The 12,601-nt window shown below is 70.5% G+C and carries 9 protein-coding genes; 5 read left to right on the top strand and 4 right to left on the bottom strand.

Going from position 1 to position 12,601, the window contains the following annotated elements; translation table 11 throughout:
• Positions 1–4 precede the first annotated feature (4 nt).
• The gene (locus tag EDD39_RS40025) at positions 5–259 is read left to right on the top strand and encodes a hypothetical protein (protein WP_162870326.1); all 255 of its coding nucleotides are present in this window, start codon (positions 5–7) and stop codon (positions 257–259) included.
• A 30-nt stretch (positions 260–289) separates the two neighbouring features.
• On the opposite strand, the gene EDD39_RS35805 is transcribed toward EDD39_RS40025, so the two are convergent.
• Entirely contained in the window at positions 290–3,235 is a 2,946-nt protein-coding gene (locus tag EDD39_RS35805) for an ATP-binding protein (protein ID WP_162870325.1), read from the bottom strand.
• A gap of 532 nt (positions 3,236–3,767) precedes the next feature.
• Between EDD39_RS35805 and EDD39_RS35800 the strand changes: the two genes are divergently transcribed.
• A complete protein-coding gene (locus EDD39_RS35800; RefSeq protein ID WP_123563749.1) occupies positions 3,768–4,262 on the top strand; it encodes a DUF5709 domain-containing protein in 495 nt (164 codons plus the stop codon).
• A 36-nt stretch (positions 4,263–4,298) separates the two neighbouring features.
• On the opposite strand, the gene EDD39_RS35795 is transcribed toward EDD39_RS35800, so the two are convergent.
• On the bottom strand, positions 4,299–5,030 hold the full coding sequence (locus EDD39_RS35795) for a carbon-nitrogen hydrolase family protein (RefSeq protein WP_162870324.1): 732 nt from the start codon (positions 5,028–5,030) through the stop codon (positions 4,299–4,301).
• A 310-nt stretch (positions 5,031–5,340) separates the two neighbouring features.
• Here EDD39_RS35795 and EDD39_RS35790 point away from each other — a divergent pair, with 310 nt between their 5' ends.
• Together EDD39_RS35790 and EDD39_RS35785 are read left to right on the top strand one after the other, a co-directional pair.
• Positions 5,341–5,745, top strand: coding sequence for an SAV_915 family protein (locus tag EDD39_RS35790; protein ID WP_208765752.1), 405 nt, complete (start codon positions 5,341–5,343; stop codon positions 5,743–5,745).
• A gap of 303 nt (positions 5,746–6,048) precedes the next feature.
• Positions 6,049–7,752 carry a hypothetical protein gene (locus EDD39_RS35785; protein WP_123563748.1) on the top strand — a complete coding sequence of 568 codons (1,704 nt, stop codon included), beginning with the start codon at positions 6,049–6,051 and terminating at the stop codon, positions 7,750–7,752.
• A gap of 134 nt (positions 7,753–7,886) precedes the next feature.
• On the opposite strand, the gene EDD39_RS35780 is transcribed toward EDD39_RS35785, so the two are convergent.
• Entirely contained in the window at positions 7,887–10,091 is a 2,205-nt protein-coding gene (locus EDD39_RS35780) for an NB-ARC domain-containing protein (RefSeq protein WP_244257480.1), read from the bottom strand.
• 325 nt (positions 10,092–10,416) lie between these two features.
• A complete protein-coding gene (locus tag EDD39_RS35775; RefSeq protein ID WP_162870323.1) occupies positions 10,417–11,745 on the bottom strand; it encodes an MATE family efflux transporter in 1,329 nt (442 codons plus the stop codon).
• Positions 11,746–12,081: 336 nt separating this feature from the next.
• Between EDD39_RS35775 and EDD39_RS35770 the strand changes: the two genes are divergently transcribed.
• The gene (locus tag EDD39_RS35770) at positions 12,082–12,297 is read left to right on the top strand and encodes a heavy-metal-associated domain-containing protein (RefSeq protein ID WP_123563746.1); all 216 of its coding nucleotides are present in this window, start codon (positions 12,082–12,084) and stop codon (positions 12,295–12,297) included.
• The last annotated feature ends 304 nt before the right edge of the window (positions 12,298–12,601 follow it).

Genomic DNA, 12,601 nt, shown 5'->3' with positions numbered 1-12,601 from the left:
CACCATGACTCTCACCGCCTCCCCCGTCCTCCCGACCCCGCGGTTCCGCCCGGCGGCCGACCTCCCGCTCTGGCTGGTCACCATGCCCACTACCAGCCCCACCGGCGCCCGCGGCGAACAGACCTTCGCCGTCCGCGCCCTCACCTGCACCGAGGCACTCACCGCAGCCATCACCACCGCCCACACCCGCCCGGCCCTCCGTCACCGCCGCGGCGCCCGCATCGACACCACCGACGCCCACGCCACCCTCCACCACTGACCTCCCGTCACCGTTCCCGCCTCTCCTCCCTCAGCTCTCGGTCTCCGCCAATGCCTCCGCCACGTCCTTCCGCCCCACGCCCAACTTCCTCAGCACGCTGGCCACATGGTGCTCGACCGTGCGCGGCGACAGGAACAGGGCCTGGGCGATGTCCTGGTTGCTGACTCCCTGCCCGACCAGCTCGGCAACCTGCCGCTCACGTGGCGAGAGCGCCTCGCCGTAGCCGCGCCGCCCGGGCGAGGCCATCCGCCCCAAACCCAGGTCCCGTCGGACGTGCTGGCAGCGGGCCGCGTCGGAGGCCGCGCCGAGAGTGGTGTAGGTGGCTTCGGCAGCGGCCAACCGCTCGGCCGCCGTCTGCGGGTCGCGGTCGGCGAGTGCCCGGGCCAGCCGCTCTTCGGCCTTGGCGACCTCGTAGGGGCGTCCGATGCCGCGCCAGGCGTCCCGCGCCTCACGGTAGGACTCGATCGCACCGCACGAGTCCGCCCCCTCCAGCAGGACGCCCCGGGCCAGGGCCAGCCCCGCGTGCGCGGCGGGCGCGTCCGCCCCGTCGATCGCCTCCGCCGCCTCCTCGGTGAGGTGCCTGGCCGCGCCCTCGTCGCCGACACCCCGTACGGCCTCCACGGCGATCGGCAGCAGTTCCCCGGCCCGGGCCCATGCCCCCGCCTGGCGCAGCATGGCCACGGCCGGTGCCAGCACCGCAGCGGCCGCCTCCGCACCGCGTTCCACCAGCTCCACCGCCCCCAGCCCGGCGGCGGCCCTGATCGCCGTGGTGACCTGTGATTCCCGTTCCCCGTACCTGGCGGCGGACTCGAACTCGGCCCGCGCGACCACCAACCGCCCCCGGGAGGCGGCCATCCGACCGAACAGCATCGCGCGTTCTACCCGGGCCATCGCCACGTCCGGGTACTCGGTGCCGATGGTCTCGAACCGCTCCTCCAGGCCCTGCCACCGCCCGGCCAGGCCGTCGAGGCGCAGCAGGGCGATCCGGCTGTAGCACTCCAGGTAGGAGATCGCGGCCTGCCGGGCCAGGGCGCGGCTCTCGGCGAGCAGCCGTCCGGCCCGCTGGTCGTGGCCGGTCTCCATGGCAATGTCGCCGACGTTGAACAGGGCTCTGGTGGTCTGCCGGACGAGTTCGGGGCTTGAGGCGTCGCGGGGCAGCCGGTCGAGCTCGGGCCACAGCTCGGGGTCGCCCTCGCGGGCCTGGAAGGTGAGCCCGGTGGCGCGGTAGGCGGCGGCGACCTCCTCGTCGGGTTCGCTCTCCAGGGCGGCGGCGGCCTTGGCCATCCGCTCCCGGACGGCCGCGCCCGCGCCGTCGCGTTCGTTCATGGCGAGCGCGACCAGGGCCCGAGCGGCGCGGGCCGGGCGTTCGGCGATGAGCTCGTCGGCGGCCTGTTCGATCAGTGCGAAGCCGGCCCGGTCACCGCCCTGGACGGCCACCCGCAGGCCCAGGGTCAGCCGGACTTCGCCCCGGTCGGCGACCGGCAGCCGGGGGTCGGCGATGATGTCGGCCAGCACCTCGGTGCTGGCTGCGTCGTAGGCGGCGTTCGCGGCGAGCCCGGACAGTGCCCGGGCGGCCCGTCCCCGGCGCTCGGGCGCGAGGTCGGTCTCGGCGAGCAGTTCGCGCAGCAGCGGCCCGGCCACCGCGGTGTCGCCCTGTTCCACCGCCTGATCGGCGGCCGCTTCGGCGGCCTGTTGCCAAGCGTCCCGGTCGCCGAGGGCCCGGGTGTGCGCGGCGATCCGGGCGAGCGGCTGCGGTCGCCCGGTGCGCAGCGCGTCGATGGCCCGGCGATGGAGCGCGGAGCGCGTCGGACCCGGTATCCGCCGGTACGCCACCTGCCGAGCGGGCTCCCAGCGGAACGCGTACCTGGCAGGCTCCGGCTCGCTCAGCACGCCCGCCCGCAGGGCCTCCACCAGCCCGGGGGAGACCTGCTCGGCGGGCAGCGCGGAAACCTCGGCGATCAGCCCCTCACCGGCCGGCTCCTCCAGCACGGCGACCGTCTCCACCACCGCACGCGCCTCGGCGCCGAGACCTGCCAGCCGCTCGGCCACCGCGTCCCGCAGGCCACGCGCCAGCTCCGCCCCGCTCAGGAACGCGACGGGGTCCGTCTGCCGGCCGTCCTCCTCCAGGGCCGCCAGGTCCTCGACGATTGCGGCCGGGAAGCCCCCGGACCGTTCGTACAGCAGACGCGCCACCGCAGGCACGGTGCCGGGCCCGGCGCCCGGGCCGGCGCCGGACGCGAGGCCGGCACCGGCAGCAACACCGGCGCTGGAGGCGGGAGCGGCAGCGGGCCCGGCCGCGCCACCGGTGCCGGCACCTAGCACGGTGCGGGCCAGCTCCAGTACTTCCGCCTCGTCCAGGGGCTCGATCCTGAGCAGCCCGCCGGAAACCCCGGGCGGACAGCGGTAGGCCGTTCCCAGCACGGGCACCCCGTCCGGCAGCTCCTCCGGCCGGTAGGTCACCACCAGCGACAGACCGGGGTGCGGGTCCCTGGCCAACAGCAGCAACAGCTCCCTGGTCGCCCGATCGGCCCACTGCGCGTCCTCGACCAGCAGCACCACCTCGCCCAGTGCCCCGAGCAGCGCCTGCAGGCCTTGAGTCAGCCGGTACCGCTCGTCGGCTGCCGCACCTGCGGTGCCCTCCGGCAGCAGGTCGGCCAGGTCCGGCAGCCAGGTCCGGAGCGCCCCGGCACTCGGTGGCATTTCAGCGACTCCGGCCAGCACCGGGCGGCCCCGCCGCAGCGCGTCCAGCAGCGGTCCGTAGGGGGACGGTTCGGCCACCGGATGGCACCGGCCGGTCAGCACCCGCTCGCCCGGCACCTCGGCCTCCGCCAGCGCCCGCCCGACCAGTGCGGACTTGCCGACACCGGCGTCACCCTCCACCAGCACCACCGCCGGCACGGCCCGCAGCGCCTGGACCAGCCGCGCCACCTCGCGCCGCCGCCCCACGAAACCCGGCGCTCCGTCGTCGTGCCTCATCGCCGCGCACCCCATCCGCACGCCCGACCCGACTGCACCGACCGGCGAGGGCATGTCCGTTCCATGCGCCTCATCATGCCGCGCCGCCCCGACGCCCCGACCGCCGACCGTCATTCCGCCGCCTACCTGTGCCCCTCGCCTGACTTCCGCGTTACCGGAGCCCTTCATCCCCGCCTCCTCTCCCGCTCGGAAACCCTTCACCGCCTCCACCCGCCCACCGATCCTGATGCTTCTCCCCTCCACCGCGACACCCCTATCGACATGGCCTCGACAAATTCCCGCCACACCGCCACGAACCGCGTCGACCCGTCCGCCCCTCTTCGACCGGCCTATGCCCAGCGCAAGCCCCCGACCAGGCGTCTTGCCCACCGACAGCTACTTCACCTCCTTCCTCCGGACCTCCGGAGGCCGCCCGTCCCGCCCGTGTTCCGAGGCCTTCGGCGCCGCGCCGTGTTGCGGGCGGGGTGGCTCCCTGGCGAGCATGAAGAAACTGCGTGTGACCTCACCCCGAGTGACGAGGACAGGTGCTGTCATGACCGACTGGGACGCCCAGGACCCGGAACCCGCCGAGGACGACGGCGTTCTCGAACCTGCCGACTCCCTGCTCACGGACCGGCTGGACGACGACCCGCTCGACACCGGAGTGATCCCGCCGGACGGCTACCGCGGCGCCACCGCGTACGGCACCACGCCCGAGGAGGCCGAGCGCGGCGAGTCCCTGGACCAGTTGCTGTCTGAGGAGGAACCCGACGACAGCCCCGAGGCGGTCGACGACCGATGGGCCGACGGCCCCTCGCCCCGAGCCGGCCGCCTGGTCGAGGACGGCATCGACACCGAGGGCACCGATGTCGGACCGGACGCCGGCGCCGCCAGCGCGGAAGAGGCCGCGGTACACCTGGTGTACCCGGACGAGGACACCGAAGCCGAGTTCGACGACGCCGAGCCGGACGAGCCGCTGCGGGAGGCGGTCCGGTTCACCGTCCTCGACGATCTGGCCGACCGAGTGCCCGACGACGAATACCGCTGAGCCGCGCCTCTCCCGGTCCCACCGTTCCCTCCGCCTTCAGTCGCCCGTCTCCACCTCCAGGTCGGCCACCAGCAGCCGGGGCCCGCTCTCGTCCGCCTCGGCCACCACGGTCCCGTCCGGCGTCCACACGGCACTGCCTCCGCAGCCCGTCCACGGCCCGGCGGGACCGACGTGGTTCGCGAGCACCACGTACATCCCGGTGGCCTTCGCTATTGCCGGGTGGACCGTACGCCGCTCCTCCCGCCCGCCCCCAGTCCCGTACAGCGAGCTCGCCAGGTGAACCCGGCAGCCCCGGGCCGCGTTCCGCTCGGACACCTCGGGGAAGTGGTTGTCGAAGCACGTCGCCAGCGAGTAGCCGACGCCGTCCGCCCAGAAACGGCCGCCACCGCTGCCCGGCTCGAACACCTCGCGCTCGTTCTCGTACAGGTGCTCCTTCGCGTACACCGCCGCCACGGAGCCGTCCGGGGCGTACACGGTGCTGGTGATCTGCGGTCGGCCTCCCGGTCCTGCCGAGGCTCCGTTGACCACCACCGTGATCCCCACACCACGTAGCGGGTCGAGGCGGGCATCCTCCGCCTCTGTCCACAGCGTCCGGTCCTGACCGATCAGCCCGGGTTCGTATCCGGTGAGAGCAAGCTCCGGGCAGACCACCACCGCGCTGCCGACCGCCCGGGCCTCCAGCGCCAGTTCCGCGATCTGCCGCACATTGGCCACCACGTCACCCACAACGCACTCGAACTGAGCCGCCGCCACTCGTACCTGTGCCATCTCGCTCTCCTCTCCGTCGTCCCGCGCACTCGAACGCTACCGCCACCGCCCACCGCAGCTCGTTCCGCAGAGGTCCCAACGGCCCCCGCCTCCCGACTCGTCCAACGGAACTGCGGTATTCCGGCACTCACCACACATGCCCACCGGCCTCGGTGCCGCAGCCGCACCGCTCCATGATCCGGGGATCAAGAAGCCGTCAGGACGCGGTACCGCACCAAGATTTCCGGCGTAGCGTCGATGCCATGACGTGCTGGTGCTGGACGGCCACCCGGCACCCTCCTGCGACCGCCACCCACCACGGAGGCACCCCATGCAGCAGCGCCACGACGCCACCGATCCGGAGCCTGCGAAACGCGTTCCTTCTGGCTTCCTCTTGGTACCGGTCAGACCCAATCCACTGGGCTGCACCGCTCAGCTCTTTCGCACCGCACTCGGTGACCGAACCGCTGTCGCTTTCACCTCCGAAACCCTCCTGACCCGCGTCCTCGGCCCCACCCAGTCCTGGGCCGAGTTCTCCGAACCGGCGCTGCGCACACTGGTCGCTCCACTGGGCGTTACCACCCTCACCATCGACCCTCAGCTCGTGGCAGCTGCTCCGCGAAGCCGGCCGCGCCCCGAGGCCGCACGCGCCGCACACACCTTCTATCCTTCCGCCGTCTCCCAACCTCTCCTGGGGCCCACGCCACCACCGACCATCGCCTTCCCCACCGGCTGAACCGTCATCAGTCGGCAGCCGGCTCCGTCAGGACCACCTTCCGCACTCCAGTAGCCTTCAGAGGAAACCCGGCAGATGCGGAGGAACAGGTGGTGAGTGCCTTGTCTCAGCCCCTTCGATCCGCTACAAAGTGCCGCGAACCGCGAACCGCGAACCGCGAACCGCGAACCGCGAACCGCGAACCGCGAACCGCGAACCGCGAACCGCGAACCGCGAACCGCGAACCGCGAACCGCGAACCGCTTCACTGAGCGTCTGACACTGGCCAATTCGATACCATCGCTCGCAGGGGCGGAGGTGTCCGGTGGACTTCGATAGGCGCATCCTCGTACCGGTAGGCCCGGATGCCTGGCGCTGGCGGACCTTCAACAGCGAGCGCACCGTGGCGGTCGCGGCCCGAACGGTGACCTCCCTCGTTCGCGTTCTGGAAGTCCTGCCTGATCTGCTGGGCGATGATCCCCGGTTGGCGGTCGTATTCGCCCACGATCCCACCTCCGCCTTCGGCGAAGGCGTTCCGGAACTACTCCGCTCCTTGCGCTGCCGTACTCTGCCGTGGGCCCAACTCCCTGAGGCGAAGCCTGATCTGATGGTCTCGGCGAGCGAGAACATCGGCGTTCCACCCGGCGACTACCCGGTACTCGTCCTCCCACATGGTGTCGGCTTCCAGAAGCTCGTTCCTGATTCGGCGTCGTCGGGCACCCGACTCTCCGGTCTGGTTTCGGAAGGGTTGTTGGCGGCACGCCGGGCCTGGCTCGCCGTGTCGCACCCCGATCAGGAGAGCCAACTCGCCGCCGCTCACCCGGCCACCGTGGGCCGGACCGTACTGGCGGGCGACCCGTGCCTGGACCGTCTGCACGCCGGCTTGCGCTGGCGAGACCGCTACCGCTCTTCGCTCGGGGTCGAGCCCGGGCAACGGTTGGTCTTCATGACGTCCACCTGGGGTCCTGGCTCGCTGATCGGCCGTCACCCCGATCTCCCCGCCCGGCTGCTGGCGGAGCTGCCGGCTGACGAGTACCGGCTCGCCCTGGTGCTGCATCCGAATGTCTGGTCCGGCCACGGAGCCTGGCAGATCCGGGTGGCACAGCGTTCGGCTCTGGCCGCCGGTGCGCTGTTGATCGACCCGACGGCGGGTTGGCAGCAGGCGTTGACCGCTGCCGATGTGGTGGTCGGCGATCACGGTTCGGTGACGCTCTACGGAGCTGCGCTCGGCAGACCTGTCCTCTTGGCGGCTTTCGGGGAGGAGGCGGTCCCCGGGACGGCCGGACACGCACTGCGCCGCTCCGTGCCGCTGCTCGACCGGTCGGCTCCGTTGCGACCGCAGATCGACGCGGCGCTCTCGAGTCACCGCCCCGATCTGCTCGCAGCTGTCGCCAGGTGTGCGTTCATGGAGCCGGGATCGTCCTTTCCGAAGCTCCGTCAGTTGCTGTACCAACTGCTGGAACTGGCCCCGCCGACAGAGGCGGGTGGCCGACCGATGGCTTTTCCGCCCATTCCGCAGCCTGATGCCGAGGTATCCACCTCCTTCTACGTCGAGACGACGTTTACTGGTACTGATGCATCGCCTTCCCTTGTATCGGTGCGCCGCTACCCGGCAGCCGTACGTGAACCGGGTGAGGAGTCGGAGCAGACCTTCTGGCATCTTGCGAGTGACACCGAAGAACCCGATACGCACCTCACCGACAGCGCCTCCGTGTTGGTCTGTCGGCGCCCGTCCACCTCGCTCGACGCTGCCCACCGCCGGATCGCCGGACTCCGGGCCCACTACGCCTCTCTCCTGATCGCCGCTTCGCTGCCCGATGGCGCTCTGATCGATCTGGCGGGCGGACCGCGGTTCGCGGTCCGCTCCGCCGACGGGGCGCCGCTGGCCCCAGGTCAGGCTTCCGCCGCGCTCTACACGATGCTGCGCGTCAAGCTCCGCCCCGAACTGCTCGATCACTCCGGCCTCCTGCTGGATCTGGGCTCGCACTGCCGCGAGCTGACGATCCGAAAGGTGCCCGAGCCGCACTGAGCCCACACCCGGAAAGGGCGCAGTAGGCGTCAAACCAACCAAGTGGATATTTCTGGAGTTCCAACCGGTTGACTCGAACATCCATCATCAGCATGATTTCCTGGAGAGAATCGAGAAACGACGGAGAGCGGGTTTCACCCCGCAATTCGCGCCTGTAGCTCTGCCGCCTTCGGATTCCCGTTCTCCCGGTAGATGGTCAGGGCGCGTTCGAGCAGTTGTTGCTGTTCGCCGCTGTCTTCGACCAGTTCCACGAGGGCTTCGATCGCCTCCGCCTCGTAGTGGAAGGCCCGCTGCTCCCTGAGCACACCAACTGCCCGTCCAAGCGTCGTCCGGGCCTCCCCCGTCGCGCCGGCCAACGCCTGGGCGCGCCCCAGGTCGGCCAGCGCCCTGGCTGCCATGCGTCGATCCGGCGCCGGTTTCCCGTCGGCTCCGGTCAGACCGAGGAATTCCTCGTGCACGGCGCGCAGTTCCCGTTCCGCCTCGGCAACCCGCGAGCCGTCGACCCCCCGCTCCGGCACCCCGGCCGCTCCGCCGGCCGCAACCAGCAGCGCCCGTCCGAGGAAGTACCGAGCGAGGGCTGCGCCGCGCGCCTCACCGGCCCTCTCGTTGAGCTCCAGCGACTCCCGGTAGGCTGCGGCCGCCCGTTCCGGATCCCGCCGGTCCCAGTAACGCCCGAGGAATTCCCGGACCGAGCCCGGCAGCACCGGATGCCCCGAGCAGTCGGCCAGGTCGATCGCGGTTTCCAGTTCCGCGAGCGCGCGGTCGTCCTGGCGGAGGTCCAACAGCGGGCGGGAGAGCATGCTGCGCAACCGGGCTTCGGCCGCAGGCTGGTGGTCGCGGCGGGCCGCGTCCGCACCGAGAGCCAGGGACTCCCGCCAGTCGGCGAGGTGACGGTGGTGGAGGAACAACACGGTCAGGGCTTCGGCGAGTTGCCACGCCTGTCGATCGAACCCGAACCGAACCGCCGCACGCAGCACAGCCATCAGGTTCGGCCGCTCGGCCTCCAGCCACTCGATCGCATCGCGGTCCGGCGTGTCGGAGGCGGCGAAAGGCGAGTGGTCCGCGAGCGCGTCGAGCCGGTCGGCGGGCTGCTGCAGTGCCTCGCCGACATCGAGGATGCGCAGCCGGTCGGCCCGAACGGTTAGGTCGGCGAGTATGACGAGTGCCAGGTAGTGGGCGGTCACCCGTTGGACGATCTGGCGCTCGGTCTCCGGCGGATCGGCCTCCCGTGCCGTCTCCTGGGCGTGCAGTCGGACCAGGCTGTGCAACCGGTAGCGTCCGTCGTCGGTGCGGTGGACGAGGTGCGCGCCTGCCAGATCTGCCAGGAGCCTGGCACTGGCCCCTGCGTCGAGGACGGCCGCGGCCGCGACAACGCCGGAGTCGAAGCTGACTCCGGGCAGGTCGCCCAGGACGCGGTACAGCCGTGCCGCGGGTTCGGCCTGGTCGCGGTAAGCCAGGCTGAGTGTCGCAGAGACGCCGGTGGAGTCGGTGCCCTGGACCGTGAGCCGGCCGAGGCGTTGGCGTTCGTCGGCGAGTTGGTCGGCCAACTGTGCGAGCGTGAGCCGGTCGCTGTGCAGGCGGGCAGCAACGATGCGCAGTGCGATCGGAAGGCCGCCGCAGAGTTCGGCGAGCCGGTCGGCGGAGCCGGGATCCGCTTCGACGGCTGCGCGTCCGCAGAGCTCGCCGAGCAGTTCCTTGGCAGCGGCCCGGTCGAAGACGTCCAGTTCGACCAGTTCGACATCGTGCAGGGCGAGTTCGCCGAGCCGTCGATTGGAGGTCGCCAGGACGATGCTGCCTTCGCCCTTGGGGATCAGGCTGCGGACGTGACCGGGTTCGGTGACTTCGTCGAGCACCACCAGCAGCCGCCGATTGCGGGAGACGCTGCGGAAGGTGTTCTCCAGTTCGGCTGTTCCGCTGCCGATCTGTTCATCGGGCACGCCGAGGGCGCGCAGGCACATCGTGAGCGCCTCGGACAGGTCCGCACCGGCTGCGGAACGCAGTTTGGTGAAGTCGACGAAGAGTTGGCCATCCGGAAAGTGCTGCTGGTTGTCGTGCGCCCAACGGTAGAGCGTGGCGGTCTTGCCGATGCCAGGCATGCCGTTGAGGACGGCGCTGGCTCCCTCGGCCAGCAGCCCGTCCAACCGGGCCAGATCGGCTCGACGGTTGACGAAGCGTCGGGGCGGCCTCGGTACCTGATCTGGCCTGGTACCGGGGGCCGGAGCCGTCGCGTAGTGGAAGGTGATGCCTCCGTGCACGGTGCCGACCTGCATCGAAGTGCCGTGCACGGTGCCCGACATCGTGTTGTCGACCCGCGCCGTCGAGATGCCCTCGCCGTCCACCACGCCGATCGTCCCCACTCTCTCCGCACCGGCTCGTCGGCTGCCACGCCCCCGGGTGCCGCTGCGGTCCCGGCTGCACGGACCTCGCGGCTGCTGGCAGACTGCCACGGTACTGGAGATCCCCCTGCTGATCCTCGGATTCGCCGGAGCGGGTCACCGGTTCGTCCTCGGTGGAAATCATTTTTCGACACCCAGAAGAAGACCGACTGGCCAGCCCGAGTGGGCGAGGATCGCCCGGGCTGTCCGACCGGTCACACCATGCTGGACAACCCGGAAACCAGCGCGCCCTGTTCGGTATCGGGCGCCCGTCGGCAGCTACGAACCGTCATCGGCGCAGGACCAGGAAGCGTGCGCTGAACCAGAGCCCACCGAATCCGACCACGTTGCCGGCGGCTATCAGCTTCGCCAGCGTTCCGGCGTCCACGGGCCCGGGTATGAGGAACGCGGCGGCCAGCATCACCGTGAAGTACACGACGTTCAGCAGGAAGGCCGCTCCCGCCCGGCCGATCTGCTCCAGATAGCTGAGCAGTGCCAGCGTTCCCCCGAAGAGCACCAGGGTGGGGCCGACCCAGGCGAAGTAGTCGGCTGCGACAGCGGCAGCGGCCCGGTCCGTGGTCAGCGCTCGGGCGACCGGCTCCCGCAGCAGGAACGCCGCCGCACCGAGCAGGAAGTACGGAGGGACCGACAACCGCAGAGCCGTGACCAGGCCCGCGTAGTTGATGCCTCGTCGGCTCGCGCTCGGGCGCAAGGTCACCGCGACGGCCGTACCGGAGCCGACAGCCATGGCGATCACCATCAGCAGTGCGACGGCCATCTGACCGAGGGCGAATCCCGCGACCTCGGTCGGCCCGGCCTCGCGCAGCGCCCGCAAATAACCGAAGGTCACGGTGGACAGCAACAGGAACGTACCCGCCACCGGCGCTCCCAGGCCCAGGAGTTCACGCACCGCACCCCGGTCGATGGCCATCCCGGGCCAGGCCAGCTGCTTCCGTCGGAGGACGAGCGCCACGGACGCACCGACGATCACGATGGCGGGTAGGCCGCCGATCGGCACGGCCAGCATACCGAGCCCCGTGACCGCGTGGAGCGCGACCGTTCCGACAATGGACAGCACAGTGAACAGCACTCCCAGCCACGCAGCCGAACCGGTATGACCCAGACCGCGCAGAACACTCGTGCCGAGGTAGGGAATCAACCCGGCCGCCCCGGTCAGAGCGACGGCGACGACGAAGACCAGTACTTCGTGCCGGGTCTCAGGAGCGACCCCGAGCGCCGTCAGGACCGGTCCCGAAGCCACCGTCGCCATGACGGTTTGCAGAACCAACAATCCGGCGCCAACAGCGAAGAACGTCGGCAGCGACTTGAGCGAATCACGCTCCCTTCCGCTCCGTGCGGCAATGCCTGCGGAGACCTGGGCAGCCACCACCAGCCCCTCGGTCACCGCGAGCACGAGGTAACCGACCGGCGTGTACACCGAGCGGACGTAGAGCACCTCCGGGCCCAGTCGTCCCAGGAAGGCCACCGTCCAGATCTGCAGCACCAACCCGGCCACCAGTCCGAACAGGATGGATATGGCGAATCGCCCGGCTGAAACGTCCAACGATGCGAACGCGGGCTGCTGCTCCTCGACGGCGACCGCGGTCTTTCCCACCATGCCTCCCCCTCTTGATTTTTCCGACAGCCATCCCTTGGGCGTCAGCGGCATCAACGCGGCAAACCGTAACGGGAGATTTTTATGATTTCAAGAAATAAATTCTTTCAATCCGTTCGACTCCAACCGAAACCCCTCCCGTCGGCACCACGACACCGCTCCCCCGGGTGTCACTGCCTGCCATCGGCCACCGGCGAACTCCCATGCAGCACACCACTCATTGGGGTCATCCACCGGCGTGTCCCAATGCCCCGCCCCGCTCGGGTGCGTTGTGCTGGACGGCGCTCTTCGGCCTTGAGTGGCCGCCTGCCGAGTCCCGCACGTTCAACGGAGGTACCCATGTCCACCACTGCCGTCTTTTCTGTCGAAGGAATGAGCTGCGGCCACTGCGAGCGCACCGTCACTGCCGGGTTGACCGCGTTGGACGGCGTCACCAACGTCACCGCCGACGCGAAGTCCGGCCAGGTGACGATCGAATCCGCCGGGCCCCTGCTGGACGACCAGATTCGTTCCGCCGTCACCGATGCCGGCTTCGCCCTGGTGGGTCGAGTCTGACCCACCGGCAGGACGTCGACCATCGAAATAACCCTGCGGTTTCTTCGATCTCGCCGCGCCACTGCTACGCACCCGACGACGAACCGAAACTCCCCTCCAGTTACCGCTGCGGGGACCGGGCTAATCCGTCCCGGGGTAGAAATCATCACTTCCACCCCTTCGGGTAGTTCTGCGTAACCAGCACACGACCTCGGGAATCGCCCGGGTGGCCACCGCATCGCGGCAGGCCACCCGGACAAATACCGGATCCCGTCCGCGCCCTCCGACGAATCGTTTCTCGGGTTCAAATCCGCTCTCGGCGCCG

Origin of the sequence: Kitasatospora cineracea (assembly GCF_003751605.1) — a bacterium.
In the GTDB taxonomy this organism is placed as follows: Bacteria; Actinomycetota; Actinomycetes; order Streptomycetales; family Streptomycetaceae; genus Kitasatospora; species Kitasatospora cineracea.
Note: the sequence above shows the minus strand (reverse complement) of the source record. Positions and strands in the feature narration are given on the sequence as shown.